At 64.7% G+C, this 24,191-nt stretch carries 19 protein-coding genes and 1 tRNA gene; 9 read left to right on the forward strand and 11 right to left on the reverse strand.

Translation table 11 applies throughout. From position 1 onward, the window contains the following. Nucleotides 1-3: 3 nt before the first annotated feature. Entirely contained in the window at nucleotides 4-2,049 is a 2,046-nt protein-coding gene (locus DEHOM01_RS08310) for a M3 family metallopeptidase (protein WP_061212346.1), read from the reverse strand. 130 nt (nucleotides 2,050-2,179) lie between these two features. Continuing rightward, on the reverse strand, nucleotides 2,180-4,498 hold the full coding sequence (locus DEHOM01_RS08315) for an alpha-galactosidase (RefSeq protein ID WP_082738811.1): 2,319 nt from the start codon (nucleotides 4,496-4,498) through the stop codon (nucleotides 2,180-2,182). A 197-nt stretch (nucleotides 4,499-4,695) separates the two neighbouring features. Between DEHOM01_RS08315 and DEHOM01_RS08320 the strand changes: the two genes are divergently transcribed. Continuing rightward, complete coding sequence (locus tag DEHOM01_RS08320) at nucleotides 4,696-5,907, forward strand: pyridoxal phosphate-dependent aminotransferase (RefSeq protein WP_061212347.1); 1,212 nt, start codon at nucleotides 4,696-4,698, stop codon at nucleotides 5,905-5,907. 18 nt (nucleotides 5,908-5,925) lie between these two features. Here DEHOM01_RS08320 and DEHOM01_RS08325 read toward each other — a convergent pair whose 3' ends face one another. The 4 genes from DEHOM01_RS08325 to DEHOM01_RS08340 all read right to left on the reverse strand — a co-directional run bounded on the left by DEHOM01_RS08325 (nucleotide 5,926) and on the right by DEHOM01_RS08340 (nucleotide 10,943). Beyond that, the gene (locus DEHOM01_RS08325) at nucleotides 5,926-7,419 is read right to left on the reverse strand and encodes an FAD-dependent oxidoreductase (RefSeq protein WP_061212348.1); all 1,494 of its coding nucleotides are present in this window, start codon (nucleotides 7,417-7,419) and stop codon (nucleotides 5,926-5,928) included. Nucleotides 7,420-7,620: 201 nt separating this feature from the next. After that, nucleotides 7,621-8,286: an AIM24 family protein gene (locus tag DEHOM01_RS08330; protein WP_061212349.1), complete on the reverse strand. Its 666-nt coding sequence runs from the start codon at nucleotides 8,284-8,286 to the stop codon at nucleotides 7,621-7,623. 61 nt (nucleotides 8,287-8,347) lie between these two features. After that, a complete protein-coding gene (locus tag DEHOM01_RS08335) occupies nucleotides 8,348-10,669 on the reverse strand; it encodes a heavy metal translocating P-type ATPase (RefSeq protein ID WP_061212350.1) in 2,322 nt (773 codons plus the stop codon). Between the two features lie 52 nt (nucleotides 10,670-10,721). Next, entirely contained in the window at nucleotides 10,722-10,943 is a 222-nt protein-coding gene (locus tag DEHOM01_RS08340; protein ID WP_061212351.1) for a heavy-metal-associated domain-containing protein, read from the reverse strand. Nucleotides 10,944-11,079: 136 nt separating this feature from the next. Between DEHOM01_RS08340 and DEHOM01_RS08345 the strand changes: the two genes are divergently transcribed. From DEHOM01_RS08345 to DEHOM01_RS10315, 5 genes are all read left to right on the forward strand, one after another. Then, nucleotides 11,080-13,140 (forward strand): protein kinase domain-containing protein, encoded by a 2,061-nt coding sequence (locus tag DEHOM01_RS08345; RefSeq protein ID WP_167346669.1) that lies wholly within the window; start codon nucleotides 11,080-11,082, stop codon nucleotides 13,138-13,140. A 76-nt stretch (nucleotides 13,141-13,216) separates the two neighbouring features. Then, nucleotides 13,217-14,029, forward strand: a complete 813-nt coding sequence (locus tag DEHOM01_RS08350) for a DsbA family protein (RefSeq protein WP_061212353.1) — start codon at nucleotides 13,217-13,219, stop codon at nucleotides 14,027-14,029. Nucleotides 14,030-14,067: 38 nt separating this feature from the next. Further along, nucleotides 14,068-14,143: transfer RNA gene (locus DEHOM01_RS08355), tRNA-Thr, on the forward strand. 198 nt (nucleotides 14,144-14,341) lie between these two features. Then, entirely contained in the window at nucleotides 14,342-14,707 is a 366-nt protein-coding gene (locus tag DEHOM01_RS10310; RefSeq protein ID WP_061212354.1) for an oxidoreductase, read from the forward strand. A 7-nt stretch (nucleotides 14,708-14,714) separates the two neighbouring features. Next, entirely contained in the window at nucleotides 14,715-16,307 is a 1,593-nt protein-coding gene (locus DEHOM01_RS10315) for an NAD(P)/FAD-dependent oxidoreductase (protein WP_061212355.1), read from the forward strand. Between the two features lie 298 nt (nucleotides 16,308-16,605). On the opposite strand, the gene DEHOM01_RS08370 is transcribed toward DEHOM01_RS10315, so the two are convergent. Further along, nucleotides 16,606-17,334, reverse strand: a complete 729-nt coding sequence (locus tag DEHOM01_RS08370) for a TetR/AcrR family transcriptional regulator (RefSeq protein WP_061212356.1) — start codon at nucleotides 17,332-17,334, stop codon at nucleotides 16,606-16,608. A 250-nt stretch (nucleotides 17,335-17,584) separates the two neighbouring features. Continuing rightward, nucleotides 17,585-18,277 carry a uracil-DNA glycosylase gene (locus DEHOM01_RS08375; RefSeq protein WP_061212364.1) on the reverse strand — a complete coding sequence of 231 codons (693 nt, stop codon included), beginning with the start codon at nucleotides 18,275-18,277 and terminating at the stop codon, nucleotides 17,585-17,587. A gap of 36 nt (nucleotides 18,278-18,313) precedes the next feature. Here DEHOM01_RS08375 and DEHOM01_RS09845 point away from each other — a divergent pair, with 36 nt between their 5' ends. The 3 genes from DEHOM01_RS09845 to groL all read left to right on the forward strand — a co-directional run bounded on the left by DEHOM01_RS09845 (nucleotide 18,314) and on the right by groL (nucleotide 21,251). After that, nucleotides 18,314-18,550, forward strand: coding sequence for a DUF3263 domain-containing protein (locus DEHOM01_RS09845; RefSeq protein ID WP_070435608.1), 237 nt, complete (start codon nucleotides 18,314-18,316; stop codon nucleotides 18,548-18,550). A 118-nt stretch (nucleotides 18,551-18,668) separates the two neighbouring features. Beyond that, a complete protein-coding gene (locus DEHOM01_RS08380; RefSeq protein ID WP_061212357.1) occupies nucleotides 18,669-19,304 on the forward strand; it encodes a LytR C-terminal domain-containing protein in 636 nt (211 codons plus the stop codon). Nucleotides 19,305-19,616: 312 nt separating this feature from the next. Continuing rightward, complete coding sequence (gene groL / locus DEHOM01_RS08385; protein WP_061212358.1) at nucleotides 19,617-21,251, forward strand: chaperonin GroEL; 1,635 nt, start codon at nucleotides 19,617-19,619, stop codon at nucleotides 21,249-21,251. Nucleotides 21,252-21,320: 69 nt separating this feature from the next. Here groL and DEHOM01_RS08390 read toward each other — a convergent pair whose 3' ends face one another. The 3 genes from DEHOM01_RS08390 to DEHOM01_RS10320 all read right to left on the reverse strand — a co-directional run. Next, on the reverse strand, nucleotides 21,321-21,686 hold the full coding sequence (locus tag DEHOM01_RS08390; RefSeq protein ID WP_061212359.1) for a DUF4298 domain-containing protein: 366 nt from the start codon (nucleotides 21,684-21,686) through the stop codon (nucleotides 21,321-21,323). A 4-nt stretch (nucleotides 21,687-21,690) separates the two neighbouring features. Beyond that, nucleotides 21,691-22,179, reverse strand: a complete 489-nt coding sequence (locus DEHOM01_RS08395; protein WP_061212360.1) for a GNAT family N-acetyltransferase — start codon at nucleotides 22,177-22,179, stop codon at nucleotides 21,691-21,693. A gap of 91 nt (nucleotides 22,180-22,270) precedes the next feature. Beyond that, a partial coding sequence (locus DEHOM01_RS10320; RefSeq protein WP_176572864.1) for a Rib/alpha-like domain-containing protein occupies nucleotides 22,271-24,191 on the reverse strand: 1,921 nt, incomplete at its 5' end.

The raw sequence follows: 24,191 nt of genomic DNA on the forward strand, positions 1-24,191 counted from the left end.
CGACTAGATCAGACCGCGCCGCTTGAGCAGCGGCTCATACTGGGCCTCGCGACCCGTCATATCCTTGAAGGCTTCGGGGATCGGGCGCGTTGCGCCGATCGAGAGCACGTGGGCGCGGAACTTGTCGCCGTTCTCGCGCGTGAGCCCGCCGTTCTCTTCGTACCAGGCGACCGTGTCCGCGTCGAACACCTCAGCCCACAGATATGAGTAGTAGCCGGCCGCGTAGCCGCCCGAGAACGTGTGGTTGAGATAGCTCGTGCGGTAGCGCGACTCGACGAGTGGATGCATGAGGCCCGCGTCCTCGAGCGAGGCCTGCTCGAACACGACCGGATCCTCGATCGGCTCGGCCTCGAGGGAGGCGGGGAGGCGGTGCCACGCCCAGTCGAGTGCGGCGGCGCGCAGATACTCGACCGTGCCGAAGCCCTCGCCCCACTGCTGCGAGGCTGTCACGGCATCGATGAGCTCCTGCGGCACAACCTCTCCGGTTTCGACGTGCTTGGCGTAGTTCGGCAGGATCTCCGGGTGGAACATCCACATCTCGTTGACCTGGCTCGGGTACTCGACGATGTCGCGCTCGACGCTGAGGCCCGAGAGGGTCTCGTACGCGACGTTCGAGAAGAGGCCGTGGAGAGCGTGGCCGAACTCGTGGAAGAGCGTGCTCACTTCGTCGAGGGACACGAGCGCCACATCGCCATCGGCGGGTGCGCTGATGTTGAGGTTGTTGACGACGACGGGCTTCGTGCCCTCCGCGAGCGACTGATCGACAATGTTGTTCATCCAGGCGCCACCGCGCTTCGTCTCGCGCGTGAAGTAGTCGCCGAGGAACAGGCCGAGCCCCTCGCCGCTCGCGTCGAAGACCTCCCAGACCTTGACCTCGGGGTGATAACCCACGAGGTCTTCGCGGCGCTTAAAGGTGATGCCATAGAGCTTTTCGGCGGCGTAGAACACGCCGTCCTCAACAACGCGATCAAGCGCGAAGTACGGGCGAAGTGCCGCGGTATCCACGCTGAACTCTTCGGCCTTGACCTTGTCGCTGTAGAAGGCCCAGTCCCACGGCTCGAGAGTGTCGATGCCATCCTGCTTTGCGCGGGCCGCGATCTTTTCGGCCTCGCGGTTGGCGTTCGCCATCGCGGGTGCGCTCGTCTTCGCGAACAGTTCATCGACGGCCGCTGCGGTCCGGGCCGTGCGATCGGCAACGGCGAGCGAGGCGAAGTCCTCGAAGCCGAGCATCGCCGCCTTGCGGGCGCGCAGCGCCGCGATCTCTGCGGCCATCTGCCACGTGCGGTCGCCGCGCTCGACGCTTGCTTCGTAGAGGCGCTTGCGCACGTCGCGGTTCGTGAGGGAACTGAGCGCCGGCTGGTTCGTCGGGAGAATGAAGGTGAGCAGCCAGCCTTCGCGGCCGGCTTCCTTCGCGGCGCGGGCGGCGGCGGCCTTTGAATCTTCGCTCAGCCCCGCCAGTTCCTCCTCGCTCGTGAGGTGAAGAGCCGCGGCATTCATGTCCCGCGTGATCTGTTGGCTGAACTCCGTTTGCGCCTTCGAAATTTCGAGGTTGAGCTTCGCGAGCTCTTCGCGCTGCTCCTCGCTCAGGGCCGCGCCCGCGAGTGTGAAACGCTGATGGAACTTCTCTGTGAGCCGCACCTGCTCGGCGTCGAGCCCCGCCTCCTCGCGGGTCTCGTACACGGCGTTGAGGCGTTCGAAGATCTGCGGGTTGAGGTGCAGCTCGTTATCGAGCTCCGTGAGGAGTTCGGACACCTTCGACTCGATCTCAAGGAGCGGTTCGGTGCCGTCGGCGCTCGCGATGTTGTAGAACACGGTCGCGGCGCGGTTCAGGGTGCGGCTCGGTTGATCGAGCACCGCGACGACGTTCTCGAAGGTGGGCTCCGAGGTGTCGTTCGCGATCGAAGCGTAGGCCTCGCGCGCTTCGCGAATGCCCTGCTCGATCGCAGGCAGGTAGTGTTCGTCGCGAATCGCGGCGAAGTCGGGAAGGTTGTAGGGGAGGCTTGAGGCCTCGAGGAGCGGATTGGACGTCGCTGTTGCTTCTTCACTCATGCGGTAACCGTACCGAACGCCTACCCGCCGCGCACCGGTGTACCACAGTCCAAAACGCCTCCGTCCGCCCCGCCGGATACAGCCAGGTGGGGCGGACGCGTGAAGGGGAAGACATGGAGTGTGGCGGCCGTCAGCTCACGCGCGTGAGGCGCAGCAGCACCGTGTTTTCAGGGTTCAGGATCGGGGTGGTGATTCCGACGCTCGCCCACGCCCTACCGCTCAGCACCTGATCCGTGACGCCCCGGGCCCTGAATTCGGCGTTGAGACGCTCGTACTCGCGCGCATTGCCCGGTGTGGGCGCGAGGAAGCCCGAAGCGCTGCTCATGACGGGCGAGGGGACGTAACCCGAGGGCTTCGCTCCCGGCACGAGGACCTCGAGCCTGTAGCGCGCATCGTCGTCGAGACCCGGGAAGTAGAGGCGACCCGTCTGGTTAGCGTCGCTTCGTGAGAGAGCCGTGAAGGCAAAGAGTGCTCGGGAGGCATCGCGCGCGACGACACCGTGGAGCGCGACCGAGTCGTCCCCAAGATCCACGCGTACCCGATCGCCCGTGAAAAGAAGATCGCGCACGTCCTTATACAGCTGCACCCACTCGCGAAGCTCCGCCATCTCCTCGTCGGTGGCAAGCCGCAGATCCCATTCGATGCCGAAATGCCCGAAAAGCGCGGTCGCGGCGCGGTAGCCAATCGAGTGGAGGCGGCCAGTCGTGTGGGAGGCGCCCGAGGCGACGTGCGAGCCCATGAGCTCCAGAGGGATCAGCTGGTTCGTCCAGCGGTTCATCATTTGGCGCTCAAGCGGATCAATGCAGTCCGATACCCACACGCGGTCCGTGCGCTCAAGAACGCCGAGGTCCACGCGCGCACCACCCGATGAGCACGATTCGATCTCGAGGCCCGGGAAGCGTTCCTTCAGCTCATCGAGGAGGCGATAGGTGGCGAGGGTCTGCGCGTGAGTCGCGGGCTGGCCGGTTTCGCGAAAGCCCGCTTCGATGAGGTCGCGATTGTGATCCCACTTGATGTAGTCGATGTCGTTGGCCTCGAGGACCTGGACCATCTGATCGCGCACATGCGCGTAGGCCTCGGGAATCGCGAGGTTGAGGACCTGCTGGTGACGCGACTGCTCGGGCAGCCGCTGCATCGTCGTGCCCATGATCCACTCGGGATGCTCGCGCGCCACGGCCGAGTCCTCGTTGACCATCTCCGGCTCGAACCACAGGCCAAACTGCATGCCGTGGCCCTTGACGTGCTCGATGAGCGGCGTGAGCCCGTTCGGCCACACGTCCGTGCTGACAACCCAGTCGCCGAGGCCCGCGTAGTCGTCACGGCGATCGCCAAACCAGCCATCGTCGAGCACGTAGCGCTCAACACCGAGCTCCGCGGCGCGATCCGCGAGATCCTTGAGACGGTCGAGGTCATGATCGAAGTAGACGGCCTCCCACACGTTCAAGGTGACGGGGCGGTGCGTGTCCACGTGGTTCTCGCGCGAGCGCAGCCACGCGTGGAAGCGCTGCGCGACCTCGTCGAGACCCACGCCGTGGCTCGCGTAGACGTCAGGCGACTCGTAGCTCTCGCCGTGCGCGAGCACGACCTCGCCGGCGAACAGCCCTTCGCCGCCCGCAAGGATTGTCTCTCCCGCACTCGTACGCTCCACGACATGACGGTGCTGGCCCGAAAAGCCCGTGTGCAGCGCCCATACCTCGCCGGACGAGTAGGTGAAGCCCCGCTCGCCCACATGCATGAGGAACGCCGAATCGGCCCCGGTGCGCCCGCGGCGATTCTCGCGCAGGTGTTGGCCCACGCGCACGGGCAAGCGCTGAGGTTCGCGCTCGCGGGTCCAGCGGCCAGCAAAATCAAGGATTTCGTTCGCTTCCGACGGCACCGGGAGCGCCATCGTGAACGACTGCAGCAGGTAGTTTCCCTCTCCGTGATTGGTGAGCGTGCCGCGCATGCGCACGAGTCCAGAGTTCAGTAGTTCGAGGGTGAGCACGACTTCGAGACCGAGGGCGGCATCCTCGAGCGTGAGGGAGAGGACGTCTTTTTCTCCGGAACCGTCGGGCACGTTCTGCCGTAGCGTGTGCGCCACAAGGCCGAGTCGCGGGGCGAAGCCGGAGCCGTTGTCGCGCCCGCCAAGGAGGCCGGGCTCGCCGAGCCAACCGTCGGCATCCTGGGGGAGGAGGCCCGTGCGTGGGGGAATGTCGAGGGCGTTCTGGTTCGGGGCGACCGTTGCAGCGTCGAGGATGAGGTCGAGCTCGTCGCGGGTGAGGTCGCCGAGGTCGGAGCCCCAATAGGCGACTGCGGGCATCCGCCCCTCGGTCAGGTCGAGGACAATGCTCACGCCCGCGCGGCTCAGGTAGAGCGCGCGTTCGGTTTCGAGCGCGCGAGTGGCACAGGAGCGCAGCGCGCGGAAAGAACGCGAAGCAGCGGTGGCGTGGGCGGTGCGGGCGAGTGGCATGAAGGAGGTCCTTTGTGCTCGGGGGCGTCCGTGACCCACTTATTTTCGCACCAAAATAAATTCGCGTCCACCTCCGCTGTCAGGGCGGAGAAGATGACGGGCAGGGGCAGCCTCGGGGATCCTGGTCCGGTGTCGACGTCGAGGAAGCGCAGAGCGTGTGGAGATTGACCGCGGAGGCCAGGGAGTACACTCAGCCCATGGAATTCACGCAGGCGGCGAAGCTACAGAACGTCCTCTACGACATCCGCGGGCCGGTCCTCGACGAGGCCGCGCGCATGGAGAACGAGGGTCACCGCATTCTCAAGCTCAACATCGGCAACCCCGCGCCGTTCGGCTTCGAAACGCCCGACGAGATCCTCGTCGACTTCATTCGCCAGGCCCACGTCTCCCAGGGCTACACCGACTCCAAAGGCATCGTCGCGGCCCGTCGTGCCGTCGCCCAGCACTACCAGACCCGCGGCCTGCCAGGGCTCCACCTCGACGACATCTACCTCGGCAACGGAGTGAGCGAGCTGATCCAGCTCACCGCCCAAGCACTCGTCAACGACGGCGACGAGGTGCTCATCCCCATGCCCGACTACCCGCTGTGGACCGCGTGCGTCACCCTCGCGGGCGGCACTCCCGTGCACTACCGCCTCGACGAAGACAACGACTGGTTGCCCGACCTCACCGACATCGCCGACAAGGTCACGCCCCGCACCAAAGCCATCGTCGTCATCAACCCCAATAACCCCACCGGTGCGGTGTACACGAAAGAGAACCTCACGGGCATCGTCGACATCGCCCGCAAACACGGGCTCATGATCCTCGCCGACGAGATCTACGACAAGATCCTCTACGATGACGCGACCCACACCTCGATCGCCTCGCTCGCCCCCGACCTCTTCACGATCACCTACAACGGCCTGTCCAAGGCCTACCGGGTTGCGGGTTTCCGTGCCGGCTGGATGGTGCTGTACGGGCCGAAAGACCATGCCAAAGGCTTCATCGAAGGCCTCGACATGCTCTCGAACATGCGGCTATGCGCCAACGCCCCCGCGCAGCACGTGATCCCCACGGCGCTCGGCGGCTATCAAACGATCAATGACCTCGTGGCCCCGGGTGGTCGGCTGCGTGAGCAGCGCGATGTCGCCTATGAGGCCCTCGCACGGATCCCCGGCGTAAGCGTCAACAAGGCGAGGGGGGCGCTCTACATGTTCCCGAAGGTCGACCTCGACATGTACAAGATCGAGGACGACGAGGAATTCGCGCTCGGCCTGCTTCGCCAGAAGAAAATCCTCATCACAAAAGGCACGGGATTCAACATCCCCACACACGACCACTTCCGCGTCGTGACCCTGCCCGACGTGGACGTGCTCGAGAACGCGATCGACCGAATCGCCGACTACCTCGCGAGCATCCGCCGCTAGCGGCGTGTGGCGCGCCGCTTATTCGCCGCGCGCGATCCGGATCATCTGCTCGCGGTCGATCTCCTTGAGCGATGGGCGTGCGTTACCGTCGGAATCCTTCCGCTTCGCACCCGCCTGGATCTCGTGGTCGTGAAGGCGCAGCCACCCGTCCCAATCGACGTAGCGGATGCCGCGCTCATCGAGCAGGCGAACAATCGAGTCGGGGTCGCGATCCGGGCACGGCTCGAGCACGCCTTCCTCGATGTCTTCGATCATGTGGGTGACGGTCTCGATTGCGTCCGATTTCGTTGCACCGATCAGCCCAACGGGCCCACGCTTGATCCAGCCGTTCGCATAGCACGCGGGCACAACAGCGCCCTCGGCGGTCGTGACACGGCCCTCGTCGTTGTGGATAACGCCGCGCACCGGGTCATAGGGAACCCCGGGCAACTCCGAGCCGAAATAGCCGACGGCGCGGTAGACCTGCTGGACGTCATACTCGACCACCTCGCCTGTGCCCTCGAGTGTGCCGTCGTCGGCGAGCCGGGTGCGCTCGAATCGCATGCCCGTCACGCGGCCGTCCTCGCCGAGCACCTCGGTGGGCCGGTGCCAGAAATGGAGGTGGAGCCGACGCTTGACCTCGCCGCCATCGCGGTCCGTGGGCTCAGCGCCGCTCGCCTCGAGCTCCTTCTGAGCTTCGAGCCAGCCCTCGAACGTGCTCACGACCTGATCGATGCGCTTATCGGCGCGGATGCGCTCCCATTCCTCGTCGCTGATCTGCGCGAAATCGCGCTCGTCGAGGATCACCTGCACGCCTTTCGGGTGGGCGAGCTCGCGCGTTTCGAGCGGGGAGAACTTCGCCTGGGCGGGGCCGCGGCGGCCAAAGACATGTACGTCGGTGATCCGTGAGGCTTTGAGGCCTTCGTAGACGTTGTCGGCGATCTCGGTCGCAAGGAGCTCGTCGGCGCTTTTGGCGAGCATTCGCGAGACATCGAGCGCGACGTTGCCGTTACCGATCACGGCAACGGATTCGGCATCGAGTCGCCATTCGCGCGGATAGTCGGGGTTCGAGTCGTACCACGCGACGAAGTCGGCAGCGCCGAAGCTGCCCTCGAGGTCGATCCCGGGGATGTCGAGTTGGGCGTCCTTGAGTGCTCCCGTGGCGAAAATGATCGCGTCGTAGCGTTCGCGCAGGTCCTCGAGGGTCAGATCCGTGCCGAACGCGACGTTGCCGAAGAAGCGCATGTCGCGACGGTCGAGGATGCGGTGAAGTGCTGTCGTGATGCCCTTGATGCGCGGATGGTCGGGGGCGACTCCGTAGCGAATGAGGCCGAACGGCGTGGGTAGCGCATCGAAAATATCGACCTCGATTGCGAGCCGGCCCTTCTTGACGTGCGGCGTCTTGTTGAACGTCTCCGCCGCATACACGCCGGCCGGGCCGGAGCCAATCACGGCGATGCGGAACGGGATGTCGGTGAAGGTGCTGGTCACGGAGGTCCTTGAGCTTGGCGGGTACGCCCGGTGCGTGTTCATGCTTCGGGCTTTTCGATACTCGAGCCTAGCGTTAAAGCTCGCCCTGGGCGAGAAAGTGTGAGCAGCGTGCGGCCCGACGAACGCTCAGGTGCCGTCGGAACCTCCACGAAGGAAAACCGAGGGTGTAGAAAGGCGGCTCGGCACGCCCCGCTGCGGGGGCACCGAGCCGCCTTTCTACACCCTCAAGAGTGGATGGTGTTTTTAGTATTCGGCCGGCTGCACAATCACAAAGCCGGGACCGTGGAACGCGAGCTGGAAGGCTTCGCCCGAGCCGCGGCCAATGAGTGCACCGGCGTTAAAATCGTTCTTGATCTGCGGCTGGAGGTTTGCCGACCAGCACACGACAGCCTGCGGATCCACGTACGTGGGCTGCTGCGAGCAGTCGAGCAGGAGCGGCTCACCGTGCGAGGCGATCGCGACCATGCCGTGCCCCTGGAGGAACAGGTTCGTGAAGCCGCCCGCGACGAGGCCCGCGCCGAGGCCGCCGCCGATCATCTTGATGTCCCACTCGATGCTCGAGTCGAAAGCGAGCATCTTCGAGGTGTTGAGGGAGAGGGCTTCTCCCTCGAGCTGGATGAGGAAGATCTGCGAGCCATTCTTGGCGAAGAAGATTTCGCCGTTGCCGGTGGTGCGCATCATGTTGGCGCCCTCGCCGGTGGCCAGCTTCTTGACGAGCTTCATGCCGCCGCCCGAGCCCTGGTACTTGAACTTCATCTCGCCCTGGTAGGCGACCATGGCGCCGGCGGAGGAGACGATTTCGGGTGCGCCGGGATCGAGGCGGCAGCGCAGCATTCGCTTGGACTGAAGGGCCCAGCGGTCGTTGGTCTGGACTTCCTGGTGTTCGGGTGAAAAGAGTTCAGATCTCATGGCTTCACCCTAGGGTGAGCTGGCTCCTATTTTCCTGGAGATCATGAGAACAGAACAATTGTTATTGGAACCGCTTGAGCTGCAGCGAATTGCTCACCACGAAAACGCTTGAAAACGCCATCGCCGCGGCCGCGATCACGGGGCCGAGGAGGCCGACCATCGCGAGCGGGATCGCGATGACGTTGTAGATGAACGCCCAGAACAAGTTCCAGCGAATCGTGCGCACGCTCGCGCGCGAAAGCCGAATCGCGGTGGGAATCTGCGCGATATCGCCGCCCGTGAGCACGATGTCGCCCGAGTTCATCGCGGCATCGGTGCCCGTACCCATGGCGAAGCCGAGGTCCGCCTCGGCGAGCGCTGCGGTGTCGTTGATGCCGTCGCCCACCATCGCGACGCTTGCCCCTTCGCCGCGAAGAGACTTCACGAGGTCGAGTTTTGCCGCGGGGGTAAGCGAGGCGTGAACCTTCTCGATGCCGACTTCGCGCGCAATGTGCTCGGCCGCGGCAGGGTTGTCGCCGGTCGCCATGACGGGCTCGATGCCGAGCGCGCGAATCTCCTCAACGACCTTCGTCGCTTCGGGCTTCACGGTGTCGCTCACGCGCACGAGCCCCGCAACCTCGCCGTTGACGCGCACGAGGGAGGTCGTGTGACCCGCCTGCTCGGCTTCGCGGAGGGAAGCGGCGAGAGGGGCGGGCAGGCTTTCCGGGGCGGGCTTTTCACCTCCGACGGTGGCCTGGCGAGCGTCGGACACCGCAGTAATCTCGACCTCCCACGGCCCCTTGTTCTCATCGAGCGTCCCGCTCACGCGCGCCGTGAGCCCCCGACCGACGTGCGCCTGGGCGTCCTCGAGCGTGAGGGCATCGCTGCTGCTGCCAGCCGCTTCCACGATTGCCCGCGCGATCGGATGCTCCGAACCGGATTCGGCGGCCCCCGCAAGCGCGCGGACGTTTGCTTCGCTCCAGCCTTCGGCGGGTGTCACGGAATGCACGCGCATCGCGCCGCTCGTGAGCGTGCCGGTCTTGTCGAGAACGATCGACGCGATGTCGCGCGAAGCCTCGAGTGTGCTTGCGGAGCGAATGAGGATGCCGAGTTCGGCTCCGCGGCCCGTGCCCACCATGATGGCCGTGGGGGTCGCGAGGCCGAGCGCACACGGGCATGCGATGATGAGGACGGCGACGGCCGCGGTGAAGGCCTGTTCCGTGGTGCCCCCGAGTGCGAGCCACGCGACGAGCGTGAGGATCGCGAGCACGATGACGATGGGAACGAAGATGCTCGCGACCTTGTCGACGAGCTGCTGCACGGGAGCTTTGGAAGCTTGCGCGTCCTCGACCATTTTCGCGATGTGGGCAAGCTCGGTGTCGGCGCCCACGCGCGTGGCGCGCACAAGGAGCCGGCCTGTAGTGTTGACGGTGGCGCCCGTGACCTCGGTTCCGGGGGCGACGTCCTCGGGGATGCTTTCGCCCGTGAGCATCGAGCGGTCGATGGCGGAGGAGCCCTCGAGGATCACGCCGTCTGTCGCGACCTTCTCCCCGGGCCTCACGACGAAAACATCGCCGACCCGCACCGCGCCGATGGGAACCTCGACTTCGGCGGTGCTGCCGTCGGACTGAAGTTCGACGATGGTGGCATTCTTCGCGCCGAGGTCAAGCAGCGAACGGATAGCTGCGCTCGACAGGTGGATGGCGCGGGCCTGCGCATAGCGCCCCACGAGCACGAGGGTCGTGATGACCGCCGCCGACTCGAAGTAGATTTCGTGAGCGCCGTGGTGATTGCGGCTGAAGGCGGCGCCGAGACTCATGTCCATGCGCATCCCGATCTCGCCGGCGCCGCCGAAGACGAGCGCCCAGAGTGACCACAGGTACGCGGCAAACGTTCCCATCGTGACGAGCGTGTCCATCGTGAAGCCGCCGTGCTTGATGTTCACCCAGGTAGCGCGGTGGAATGGCGCGCCGCAGTAGAACACGACCGGCGTCGCGAGAATGAGCATCGCCCACTGCCAGCCGGGGAACTGCAACGCCGGGATCATTGAGATGAGGAAAATTGGCGCCGAGAGGATGGCTGCGAGGACCATGCGGATTAGCGTGTCGCGCTTGTCGCGCGCGGCGCGTTCTTCGGCGCCCGTGTCAACGCTGGCCGCTTCGGTGGCCCCGGGTGCCGCCTCTCGTACGTGCGCCCCATAGCCGCCCTTTTCGACGGCTTCGACGAGCTGGGCGTCGGTGATCGACGGGTCGCTCACCTGCACGCTCGCACGCTCGAGCGCGAGATTGACGACTGCGTCGACATTGCCCACCCGCCGCAACTTCTTTTCGACTCGCGCGACGCAGCTCGCGCACGTCATACCTGTCACGTCGAGGGTCACGGTGCGGGGGTTGGGGCTCGTCATGAGGTCCTTCCGGGCTAGTGGGCGTGCGGTTGTGGGGTGAGTGCGGGGTGGGTTAGTCGACGATGGCGTAGCTCTCGCTAGCTTCCTCGATCTCCGAGGCGATATCGATCTTCGTGAGGGGGCGGTCAGCCTCGATCGTGAGGGTCGATTTGCCACCCTTCACGAGTTCGACCTCGATGTTCGTGACGCCGGCGATTTCGCCGACTTCTTCCTTGATGGCATTGACGCAGTGGTCGCACGTGAGGCCCGTGATGAAGAAGGTGGAGGTAGTCATTGGTGCTCCTTAATTTGTGGGTATTCGTGAGCGCAGGGTGCGCCCCACACACCAACATACCCCCCTGGGGTATATCTTTCAAGGGGTGAGAGGTCGCTTCAGGGCTGCGCCTTCAGGGATCGGTAGCATGGGGCGCATGAGTACCCCCACGAATTCAGGTGGCAACTTCGGCGCGCGCACACCCCAGCGCCGCCCCAGTTTCTACGAATCGCACCTTCGTGAAATGCTCGTCGACTCCGGATACGCCATTCACGAGCGCATCGGTAGCGGCGGCATGGGGATCGTCTACCGCGCAACCGACGCGGCCGGACTCGACGTTGCCCTCAAGGTGCTTCGGCCTGAAATCGCCGGCGACGAGCGTGCCCGCGCCCGACTGAGCCGAGAGATGCGCGCGCTTCAGCGCGTCAATCACCCGAACGTCTCTCGCGTGCTCGATGCCGAATTCGACCTCGATGTCGCCTTCCTCGTCACCGAGTACATCTCGGGCCCCACGTTCCAGAAAGTCATTGACGACTGGGGGCACCTCCCGCTGCGATGCGTACGCGAAATCGGCTTGCCGCTCGGCAAGGCCCTTCTTGACGTTCACGAGAAGGGGATCGTGCACCGCGACCTCAAACCAAGCAACATCATGCTTCGCACCGGGAACGGCTCGCACTTCGACTTCGACATCGATCCAGTCGATCCGGTCATTATCGACTTCGGCATCGCCCAAGCCGCCGAAGAGTCCCGCATGACCTCGACGGGGCTCATGATGGGCACGATCTCCTACCTTGCCCCCGAGGTGATCAGCAACAACATCGTCGACGCCGCTGCCGACTGGTGGGCCTGGGCCGCAATGCTCGCCCACGCCGCGACCGGCTTCCCGCCCTTCGGCAAAGGGCGACTCGGCACGGTCTACAACCTCGCCACGATGGCTGGCCCCGACCTCGAGGGGCTGCCGGAGCCGTGCATTGAATGGTTCAAGGGCGCGTTTGCCCCTGAGCCTGGCGATCGCACGCCGCCGGAGAAGCTCATCGAGGCACTCGAGCACGATGTGGATGCATGGGTGTATGGGAACTACGACCCAACCTCCTCGTCCCCGTCTTCCCCTTCCACCCCCGCCGAGCTCCCGACTTCTCGGATTGAGACAGGTGAAAGCAGCACACTCGATGGCCCAATCGGCGCCGGAGCGGCAGGCTCGAGCGCCGCGGCACCATCGGCTGCAGCAGCTCGCGCAGCTGAGGCAACGGCGCCCCTACCTCCGTACAGCCCCCCGAGGCCAGGAGGGGGAGAGGAGGAGAGCACCGGCGTAATTCACGACGCCACCGATGAATGGGACGACACGGATGAATGGGATGTCTCCAACGAGGAACCCACTCAAGTCATGCCTGTTCTCGACGAAACTCCCACGGCCCGATTCGCCCCCATCTCGACCCCTGCCGCACCGCCCGTCGCGCCACACGCGGGTGCGGCGCCGACGTGGCAACCGTCGGCACCGGCGCCGCAGGCGCCCATGGCAGCCCCCGGCCCGCAGGGCCCCTACGCCGAGGCGCCGTACCCTCCGGCCTACGGCGCGCAGCCGTACGCGATGCCGTTGCAGCCCCTGCCCTACCACTTGCGCGAGCCCAAGCGCCGCACAGCGCTCGTGCTGCTCGGTATGGCGCTCTTCACCGCCTTCGGCGCACTCGTGCCGCTCGCTGCGCTCATCCTGCTCGTGCTGATGACAGCCCTTGCAAGAACGTGGCAGCGTTCATGGATCGCGCAGGAAAAAGGCCAGGACAGAGGGAAAGGCTCGGGTGGGATCACCGCTTCGATAGCGCTCTTGGCAGTACCGCGATTCTTCGGTGCCCTTCTCGAGGCGCTCCTTCAAGCGCTCATCCCCGTAATCGTCACGGCCGGCGTTCTGCTCGCGACCGATGCCCTACTCGTGTGGCTCGCGCGCTTCGAGGTGCACTACGCCGTGTACGCGGGAGTGCTCGTGGGCGTTACGACCCTGTCGCTGTGGTGGGGTATCGGCTCACGCACAACGCGCTACGGCAGCCACCGCCTTTTGCACGCAGCCACACCGAGCGGGCTGTGGACCGCGATCTTCGCCGCCCTTCTCCTCGTGCTCATCGCAGCCGTGTGCTTCACGATTGCCTCGCGCGGCGGACACATCGACTACTTCCCCTACGTGGGTGAATTCCGCCTCGAAGACATCTCGCCCTGGAGGAAATGAGGCATCCACGCGCGTATCCTCTAAGCTGGCACGCGGCGATTCGCCGCTTACCGCATTCGACACCTCCGGAGGATTCATGGCCGAGAAGCCGTCAGCGCAGGACGTGCGCGAAGCGCAGCGTATCGAGCTTCGCAAGCAGCGCGAAAAAGAGCTGAGGCGCCACAAGCGCGCCCGCATGGCGATCATCGCTGCCATCGTCGTCGTGGCACTCGCACTCGTCGCCGGCATCGGCCTCCTGATCTACAAGGCGAACGCGCCTGAGCCTGAACTGCCGCTCAAGCAGCCCTCCTCTATCAGCAAAGAGGAGCCCGTGCTGTCCTTCAAAGCAGACGACACGAAACCCGTCGTCGACGTCGTGTTCGACTACATGTGCCCGTTCTGTGGCAACTTCGAACAGATCAACAGCGCCGACCTCCACGAGATGATCGAGAGCGGCGATGCGACCGTGAACTTCCACGTGCGCACTTTCCTCTCCAAGAAGATGTCCACAACGGAGTACTCCGCACGCGCCGGCGGAGCCGCAGTGTGCACCTTTGAAGATTCCCCCGAGGTGTTCCTGAAGTTCCACGAACTCCTCTTCGCCAACCAACCGGCCGAGGGCGGCCCCGGCCTGAGCGACAGAGAGCTCGTCACGTACGCCAAACAGGCCGGAGCGAAGGACAGCACCCTGTCGTGCATCAAGGACCAGAAATTCCGCCGCTACGCGACAGACGTGCTCGAACCCGCCGGCGCGAAACTCTCGCCGGCAACCCCGGCCGTGCTCATCAACGGCAAGGAATGGGGATCCGACGGCGCCTGGCAGACCCCCGGTGCGCTTAAGAAAGCCGTGGCCGCTTCGGGCACGCCCGGTGCGAGCGATGCCGGTGGCGCAAGCGATTCGGGTAACTAAACTCGCGGCGCACGTTACACTAGTGCGAGCGCCGCAATGCTGAAGTAGCTCAGTTGGTAGAGCAGCTGTCTTGTAAACAGCAGGTCGTGGGTTCGAGCCCCATCTTCAGCTCCAAGAAAATCCCAGGTCGGGGCGACTTCGAGTCGTCAGGCCTGGGATTTTTTCGTGTGCTCTGGCCATAACGACTGTGAGCGGGGCCAGGACATACTCGAGAGCGCGCGAAGCCTCCGAAGGTCCCCGCCCCTAAAAATGTAGGGGCGTAGTGTGGGTCACAAGTAAGTAGTGGTTCTCAACACACAGCGAAGGAATCCCATGACCGCCGCACCGCAGACCGCGCGCACACTCGCCACCCCCTTCACGATCAACACCGTCGAGATCCCCAACCGCCTTGTCATGACCCCCATGGGCAGCGACCTCGCAAATCCCGACGGCACGGTTGGCCCGCGCCTTCTCAAGTACTGGCTCGAACGCGCCGAAGGAGGCTGCGGCCTCCTCATCAGCGAGGTCACGCGCATCAACGACGAGCACGGCCCCGGAACTCCCAACCAGCTGTCCGTCACGCGCGACGAACTGGTCCCGCAGCTCGCGGAAGCCATCGAGGCGGTCCATGCGCGCGGCACAAAGATCTTCCTGCAGCTCCAGCATCCCGGCAACCAAGGGCATTCCGCAGCTCAATAAAGGGCAGGTGACCGTCGGACCTTCCGCCGTTCAATCTCAGCTCACCAAGGCCCCCGTGCGCGCCCTCGAGAATGACGAGGTCAAGAGCCTCGTGCAGGACTTCATCAACGGCGCGCGCCGCGCTAAAGAGGCCGGAGCGGACGGCGTGGAGATCCACGGCGCCCACGGCTACCTCATTGACGAATTCCTTTCTCCGCACACCAACAAGCGTGAGGATGAATATGGCGGCTCATTCGAGAACCGCTGCCGCTTCCTCGTCGAGATCCTCGACGGCGTGCGCGAAGTCGTGGGCCCCGATTTCCCGATCTCGGTGCGCCTTTCGGTATCGCAGTGCTACGACCTTATCGGCCTGCCCGGCGAAGGCAACGAAGTCGCCGACGGTGTGCGCATCGCGAAGGTCGGCGAGGAGCACGGCGCCGACCTGATCTCGGTGTCCACCGGCACCTATGAAACGGGCATCACCGTCATCGAGCCCGTCAACACCCCGCGCAACTGGCGCGACCCGATCATTCGCGCCGTTCGCGACACCGTGAGCATCCCTGTCATGGGCGTATCGATCATCCGCGAACCCGAGCAGGCCGAAAAAATGCTCAACGACGGCCTCGTGGACCTCATCGCGATGGGCCGCTCGTGGCTCGCCGACCCGCAGTGGGGAATCAAGGCCATCGAGGGCCGCGACGCTGACATCACGCGCTGCATTGGCTGCATGTACTGCTTCGAGGCGCTCTTCTCTGGCGGCCACATCGAATGCGCCGTCAACCCGCGCTGTGGGTTCGAATCGGAGTTCCCGCTCGAGCCCGAGCGCAACGCCGAAGGTCGCACGGCTCTCGTGATCGGTGGTGGCCCCGCGGGCTGCGAAGCTGCCGAAACACTCGCGAAGCGCGGCGCGAAAGTCACCCTCGTCGAGGCGATGGATACCCTCGGCGGCCAGGTCGTGCCCGGCACCAACCCGCCCGGCAAGGGCCCGATGGGCTGGCTCGTCGAGAACTACACCCACCGTCTTGAGAAGGCCGGCGTTGACGTGCGGCTGTCGACTCGTTTCGGGGTTGAGGACGTGCGCGCGTTCGGTGCTGACGCCGTGATCGTCGCGACCGGCGCAGCCCCGGTTGTGCCGAACATTCCGGGCATCGATGGCGACAATGTGGTGGATGCGATCGATGTTCTGGGTGGTACTCGCGAGGTCGCGGGCCGCGCGATTGTAGTGGGGTCCGGCATGACCGGCCTCGAAACCGCTGAGCTGATTGCGGCAAACGGTGGCGAGGTCGCCGTGTACGAGATGGCGCCGGAGCTCGGAGCTGGCGCGTTCCACATGAACCTCATCTCGGTCACCTCGAAGCTCAAGAAGGCCGGCGTCCCCATGAACACGGGGCACCGTCTCGTGGAGGTGACCGGCTCGGGCGCGGTGTTCGAGGCCGACGGTTCCCAGCTCACCGTCGATGCCGACACGGTCGTGCTCGCGATCGGCATGCGCAGCGAGAATAGACTCGCCTCCGAGCTTGAGGCTGCGGGAATCGAGTTCCGTACCGCGGGTGACGTGTCGAAGGTGGCGAAGGTTGCTCAGGCGGTGGCTACGGGGTACCGCGTGGGCCTCGAGGCCTGATTCGCTGCTGCCCCGGGACCTATTTCATGGGGCCCGGGCGATTCGCTCAACGATGGGGGCGCTGCTGAGGCGGCGCCCCTTGTTGGCTGCACCTAGTAGGGCCTGCGGATCCCCCCGTTTTCGCCCACACCTCCCACACTTTTGCTCCCGCACCTCCCGGTCGAAAGTGGTGATTAACAGCGTTAGGGGGCGTGGACAACCATGCGTGAGGGCTGTTTTTCATCACTTCCGGGGTGCCCCGCGGTAGGGGGTGGGGATAGGGGGCGCTAAGCCGGGAAGTAGGGCAGGGGGACTGGGCTCAGTCGCGGCTTGCCTTGAGCGCTGCCTTCACCGTCGCGCGTACGAAGTCGTTGAAGCCTGCCGCATCGATGAAGCCCTGGATCTCGAGGTGAGTCCACCCGTGGGCGCTCGCCCACACGGCGCGCAGGAGCGTTGTGGCGTCGGAGGGGGAGGTGTCGACGGTGGCGCCGTACTTTGTGCGGCCTTCCGACATCGCCTGTGCGAGGTGCTTCGCGATGCTTTCGAATTCGTCGATATCGGTGCCGAGTGCGCGGAACGCCGTAAGCAAGTGGTTGTCTCGACGCGAGAGGCCAAAACCGATGGGCTCTGAGGTGGCGTCGGAATCCTTGGCGACTACTGCGCTCGCCGCTCCCGGTGCCCCATTGGCCTGCGCTGCCCGATCAGGAACCTGGTCGGCCTGGTTGAAGATCACGTCAAACAGTTCGGGGTTGCTGACTGCCCAGTCGTGGAGGGCGGTTGCGAGCCCAACCAGGTAGTCTTCCGGATCCTGGTCGCGCTTTACCTCGCTGAGGTGCTTCGCGAGATCGCTGGCGGAGCTGACAACGACAGAGTTGAGGAGCTGCTTTTTCCCGCCGAAGAGTGAGTAAATGGCGGTAGTTGAGGTGTTGCAGGCCGCGGAGATGTCGCGGAGGGAGACCGCTGCGGGGCCGCCTTTAGCCAGCGCCTTTGACGCTTCTGCGATGAGCTCGAGACGGAGCTCTTCGTCGTGGTGGCGGGGGATGTTCATTCCCGTGGACTCCAATCAGGTGTGCCTTGTGGCAGGTCCGGTATGTAACGACTTCGTAACTATAGGCCTTGAATCTACGAATGCAAGTGGGACGTTTTGGGTCTTTACGCGCATCTAGGTCAGCCACTATAGGCCTTAGACCTGGGATTTTGCCAAAACTTTAATGGTTGGTGCAGTTTCAGTGGTTTTTATGTTGCTGCCCGGGTGGGGGAGATCACGTGCTTTCGGTGGCGGCGCAAAAGCGAGTAGTTCAGGGCGTGCTCCAGTCAACGGCCTGCACGCCGCTTTCGGCGAGGAGTGCGTTCACGCGCGAGAACGGTTTCGACCCAAAAAAACCTCGGCGCGCCGACAGTGGCGACGGGTGCGCCGACTCGATTGTGCTGACGCCGCCCTCGGTGAGCATCGGGGCGAGCGAGCGCGCATCTCGCCCCCAAAGGACCGCGACGAGCGGTCCACCGCGCTCGACGAGCGCCTCGATAGCGCGCATCGTGATCTGTTCCCATCCCTTCCCTCGATGCGACGCGGGTGCCCCGGGGGCTACCGTGAGTGCCCTGTTGAGGAGCATGACGCCCTGGTTTTGCCACGCTGAGAGGTCGCCGTGCGGACTCGGTGGGATTCCAAGATCGCTCTCGCGTTCGAGGTAAATGTTGTGGAGCGAGCGGGGCAGCGGGCGCACGTCGCGCTCGACGGCGAAGCTCAAGCCGATCGGATGACCCGGTGTGGGGTAGGGGTCCTGGCCGACGATGAGCACCCGCACGTCGGCAAGCGGAGTTTCGAACGCGCGAAAAATGCGCTCGCCCGACGGGAGGTAGCGTCGGCCAGCGGCGAGCTCAGCGCGCAGGAAGGCCCCCATCTGGCGGATGTTCGGTTCGACGCTCGCGAGGGCTTCGGCCCAGTCGGCGGCCATAATGTCGGTCAGGGGAGGCGGCGCGGTCTCGTTCATGCCCCCAGGGTACGGGGCGTGCCTAGACTTGAATTCATGACCGATGAGCCACTGGCCGATGAACCGCAGCTGAGCGAAACAGATCGCGCGATCCTCGATCTCGAGGCGCGCGTGTACCGCAGCGCCGGTGCGAAGGAACGCGACATCTTGCGGCTTACGGGTCTGACGCCGGCGGGGTATCACGCGCGGCTCGTGCGGCTCATGCGGGAGCCCGCGGCGGTGCGGTATGCGCCAAGTGTGGTCCGACGGTTGCGTGAGCGCACGCGTTCCTAGACGTGCGCGTCGCGCCGTCGTTGTCGTCGTGGGGAGGGCGGCGCTATGGGGTTTGTTGCCTCGGCGCGCCGCGTGCCCAATCGCCGTTTAGGCCCGTGTTAACCGATAGCATGACCTCGTGGCAGATCAGAGCACGTACCCGTACGAACCGGACCAGTTTGACCGCGAGGCCGATCAGGTGGGCGCCCACGGCGCGCACCGTGCTGAGGAGCCGTTTTTCAAGCGGAATCTTTCGACGATCATCGTGATCGTCGCGGCGCTGCTTGCGCTCGCACTCGTTCTGTGGGCCGTGTCGGGTCTGGGTAAGGGCAGCGAGGATGCTCCCGCTCCAGCAGAGTCCTCGACGTCGGCCCCGGCGGATTCCGGTGATGGAAAGCCTGCCGCGAGCGACAACGGTGGCGAGGCCGCTACCGAAGAGCCTTCCGAGGAAGCAGCTCCTGAAGTCAATCGCGAAGCTCCGGTTCTCGTGCTCAATGGCAAGCGGAAGCAGGGCATGGCTGGCCGTTGGCAGAAGGCTCTCGAAGAGCAGGGCTGGACCAAGGTCGATACCGATACGGGCAAACGCACCAAGAACGCCGGCGTCTACTACAAGAACGACGAGGACAAGGCGACCGCCGAGGCCCTCGCGAAGTACGTCGGTGTCGAGGCTGAAAAGTCCGATAAATACAGGGCGAACATTACGGTCGTCATCGTTGAAGAGCCGGGTGATCTCGCCGAAATCGACGGTGCAGAGCAGGGCGGCGACGGCGAGTAAAGACTGCCGCAGGGCGTCAATAGCATCCGCCATGCGCGCCGCGAGAGGTGCGGCGGGGGTGTGCCGTCACGCTCCCAGAGAAATTCCCAGCGAGCGTTAGCACTCTTCGCCCCAGAGTGCTTATGATGGGTTAGCACTCGCTTGGCGTGAGTGACAACGGACCCCGGCAACCGTCGGACCCACCACCCGCGCCGCCGCGAGCTTTCCAGTGAGGTGAGAGCCCCACCGACCCAGACGTGAAGGGGAGGGCAAGGCTCGTCCGTCGCGGGCACCTGGCTGGAGCACACTCACACACTTTGGGAGTTACCACTCATGGCAAAGCTCATCGCATTTGACGAAGAAGCACGCCGCGGCCTCGAGCGGGGCATGAACCAGCTCGCTGACGCCGTGAAGGTGACCCTTGGGCCGAAGGGGCGCAACGTCGTCCTCGAAAAGTCCTGGGGCGCACCGACCATCACGAACGATGGCGTGTCGATCGCTAAAGAAATCGAACTCGAGGATCCGTACGAAAAGATCGGTGCGGAACTCGTCAAGGAAGTCGCGAAGAAGACGGACGACGTTGCCGGTGACGGCACGACGACCGCTACGGTTCTCGCGCAGGCTCTCGTGAAGGAAGGCCTTCGCAACGTTGCCGCGGGCGCAAACCCGATCGCCCTCAAGCGCGGCATCGACAAGGCTGTTGCCGCCGTGAGCGAGAAGCTCATTGCGCAGGCCGTCGAGATCGAGTCGAAGGAGCAGATCGCGAACACTGCCGCGATCTCGGCCGCTGACCCGGCAATCGGCGAGCTTATCGCCGAGGCTCTCGACAAGGTCGGCAAGGAAGGCGTTATCACGGTCGAGGAGTCGAACACGACCGGCCTCGAGCTTGAGCTCACCGAAGGCATGCGCTTCGACAAGGGCTTCATTTCGCCGTACTTCGTGACGGACCCGGAGCGCCAGGAAGCCGTTCTTGAGGACCCGTACATCCTGCTCACCTCGTCGAAGGTGTCGCAGCTCAAGGACCTGCTGCCGCTTCTCGACAAGGTCATCCAGGCAAACAAGCCGCTCGTGATCATCGCCGAGGACGTCGACGGTGAGGCGCTTCCCGCGCTCGTCGTCAACAAGCTGCGCGGCGTGTTCAAGTCGGTTGCTGTGAAGGCTCCCGGCTTCGGCGATCGCCGCAAGGCCATGCTCCAGGACATGGCGATCCTCACCGGTGGCACCGTGATCTCGGAAGAGGTTGGCCTGTCGCTCGAGACCGCCGACCTCAACGTCCTCGGCCGTGCCCGCAAGGTGGTTGTCACGAAGGATGAGACGACCATCGTCGAGGGCGCGGGCGACGGCGACCAGATCGCCGGCCGCGTGAAGCAGATCCGCTCCGAGATCGAGGTTTCGGATTCGGATTACGACCGCGAGAAGCTCCAGGAGCGCCTCGCGAAGCTCGCCGGCGGCGTGGCCGTCATCAAGGCGGGTGCCGCAACCGAGGTCGAGCTCAACGAGCGCAAGCACCGCATCGAGGATGCCGTGCGCAACGCGAAGGCTGCCGTGGAAGAGGGCATCGTCGCCGGCGGCGGCGTGGCCCTGATCCAGGCGGGCAAGGACGCGTTCGCGTCGCTTTCGCTCGAGGGCGATGAGGCGACCGGCGCATCGATCGTGCAGGTTGCGATCGAAGCTCCGCTCAAGCAGATCGCCTCGAACGCCGGTCTTGAGGGTGGCGTTGTCGCATCGAAGGTCAAGCAGCTCCCTGTTGGCGAGGGCCTGAACGCCGCAACCGGCGAGTACCAGAACCTCATCGAGGCTGGCGTGCTCGACCCGGTGAAGGTGACGCGTTCCGCTCTTCAGAACGCTGCGTCGATCGCGGGACTGTTCCTCACCACTGAGGCTGTCGTTGCTGACAAGCCGGAGCCGGTGAAGGCTCCTGCCGGTGGCGAGATGGATGCTATGGGAGGCATGGGCGGCATGATGTGATCGCCCGCTAACGATAGGGAACCCTCGCACTTTCGAGTGCGAGGGTTCCTTTATACCTTGGTGGAGACGTCAGCCTTCCTGCTCTTCTTCTTCACCTTCGCCGGGGACGCGAACGAAGAAGTGCGAGGAGACGGCGAGCAGTTCGCGCATGAGCTCATACTGGCCGCCGTGCATGTCCCAGATTTCGTCTTCGCCGGCAGCTTCGGGGCGCTCATCAATTGATTCGGTTGTGGTGACATCGGCGAGCCAGCCGTTGTCGTAATACGCCATGAGGGGCTTCATAGCTTCGTTGTAAGCCTTGATGGCTTCGAGCCCTTCGACGGCCTTTTCGTATGCTTCGCGGGACTTCACGAGGTTTTCTTGGGCCACCGTCAGGCGTTCGAGGGCTGCTTTTTGGTCGGCGGTGTGCTCTTCGGGAGCGGCGTTATTGTTCATGGTCTTAGTGTGGCACGAGCTCCTTGACGTAGCACTGGGAGACACCGTCGTCTTCGTAGGGGGCGAAGAGCTGGGGGAGGCGTCGCCATCCCGTTTTCGTGTAGAGGCTGATCGCGGCCTCCTGGAGGCTGCCGGTGTGGAGGTAGAGCGCGGTTGCGCCGCGGGTCGAGGCTTCCTCTTCGATGTGCTCCATGAGCTGTGTGGCGATGCCTTGGCCTCGGTACTTCTTTCCGACGATGAGTCGTTTAACTTCGAGGCGTTCGGCGAGAGCGCGAAGCATAACCGTGCCAACGGCACTGTCGCCTTTGAGTGCGAGGAGGGTGGTGAGAATGGTGGCTGGGTCGAGGGTTTCGTCGCTGCGGCCCTGATATTCGGGGTGGGCGGTGTAGTGGGCGCGGTAGCGAGGCTCGAGTTCGGCGTCTTTTTCGGCGTGCAGGGCACTGACCCGGGGGTCGCTGTGACTCGCGCGAATGATGCGCACTTGTTCGCTCATGTCTCGATGTTAACGGGGTGTGGCCCCCACTCCCGAAGAAGTGGGGGCCACACCGTGTGTTCAACTATTGAACGATGTGTGAGGCGTTAGCTCACTGCTCGCTCTTGCGGCGGCGGGTCATGAGGGCCGCGCCACCGGCAATCAGCGAGGCAGCAGCAGCCATGAGGCCGCCGGTCTCAGCACCGGTGCGCGGGAGGGCGTGCTTGCCACCCTTAGCCGGAACCTTCTTGATCGGCTTGGTCATGCCGTTGTCGCCGGGCTTGCCAGGCTCACCGGGCTTGCCGGGTTCACCGGGCTTGCCGGGCTCACCGGGCTTGCCGGGCTCACCGGGCTTGCCAGGCTTGCCGGGTTCGCCGGGCTCACCGGGTTCGCCGGGCTTGCCGGGCTCACCGGGCTCACCGGGCTCGCCAGGCTTGCCGGGTTCACCAGGCTTGCCGGGTTCACCGGGTTCACCGGGTTCGCCAGGCTGGCCGGGTTCGCCGGGCTCATCGACCGGTGCATCGATCACGTTGATCGTTGCAACAACGACCTCGCTCGAGCCGTCGGGGTAGGTCACGAGGACCTCGTAGACGTTCTTGGCGGGGGCGGCGTAGGTCGCTTCAACGGTGAGGGCGCCGGTTTCGGCGTCGATTTCCACACCTCCGATGTCGCCGGCCTGGAGGGCGAACGTGGTGCCTTCAGGCATGTCGCGCTCTTCGCCCGTCTCCTGGTCCGTGAACATAGGAGCGGCCACGTTAGCGGTCTCGCCTCCGGTGACGGTCACCTCTGCGTACACAGGCTGACACGTGTCTTTCGCTTTGGGAGCAGAGGCGATCTCGTCGGCGATCCTCTGTGCTTCCTCGGCTGCGGCGTGGAGCTTGGCAGCTTCTGCGGCGAGGGTCTTGGCGGCAGCAGCAGCCTCGTCGGCGGTGGCCTGTGCCTGGTCGGCGGTGGCCTGTGCCTGGTCGGCGGCGTCCTGGAGCTTCTTGGCGTCTGCTGCGGCGGCCTCAGCGGCAGCAGCAGCCTCGTCGGCGGTGGCCTGGGCCTGGTCAGCGGCAGCCTTTGCCTCCTCGGCTTCGTCCTTGAGCTGTCCAGCTTCTTCCGCGGCAGCCTTGGCGGCAGCAGCAGCCTCGTCGGCGGTGGCCTGTGCCTGGTCGGCGGCAGCCTTTGCCTCATCGGCTTCGGCCTGTTCTTGCTTAGCGGTGGCAGCGTCCTGGTCAGCGTCGGCCTGGGCCTGCTTGGCATCGGCCTGGGCCTGCTCGGCATCGGCCTTCGCCTGCTTAGCGGCGGCCTCTGTAGTCGCAACGTCTTCCGTTGCCTTGTCAAGGGCTTCCTTAGCCGCTACACGGTCGTTGTCAGCCTTGTCAAGGGCTTCCTGAGCCTTTTGAACCTTGGTCCGTGCATCGTCAAGGGGTTTCTCGGCCGCTTTAAGGTCCTTGTATGCCTCTTCAAGGGGCCCCTTTGCCAGCGTATAGTCGCTCTTGGCCGTGTCAAGGGTTTCCTTAGCCGTTTGAAGGTCGAATCGGGCCTTGTCACGGGCATCGCGTGCTGCCTCAATGTCGGCATCTGTTGCCTCAGGGTCAGCCTCGGCTTTCTCCAAGGCAGCCTCTGCCGTCTCAAAGTCGGCCTTTGCCGTTTCTACGCCGTTCTTTGCCTTCTGATACTCGGCCTTTGCCTCTTCTACGAGGGTCTTTTCCCTCTCGTAAGTGGCCCTTGCTTTATCAAAGGGGTCCCTTGCCGCCTGATACTCGGCCTTTGCCTTTTCTACGCCGGTCTTTGCCTCGTCAAACTTGGCCCGTGCTTTATTGTAGGCGTCCTGCGCGTCCTTCGCCTCGGCCTGCTTCGCAGCAGCGCTGTTAGCAGCCTCAATGGCGTCGTTTTCCGCCTGCGCAGCGGCTTGGGCTGCTTCGGTGGCGCGCTCCTGCGACTGCTGAGCAGCAGTGGCGGCGTCGTCGGCTGCGGCCTGCTTCGTCTCAGCTGCGTTCTGGAGCTTGTCAGCCTCTGCGGCGAGGGTCTCGGCGGCAGCAGCAGCC

The sequence above is a fragment of the Dermabacter hominis NBRC 106157 genome (assembly GCF_001570785.1).
In the GTDB taxonomy this organism is placed as follows: domain Bacteria; phylum Actinomycetota; class Actinomycetes; order Actinomycetales; family Dermabacteraceae; genus Dermabacter; species Dermabacter hominis.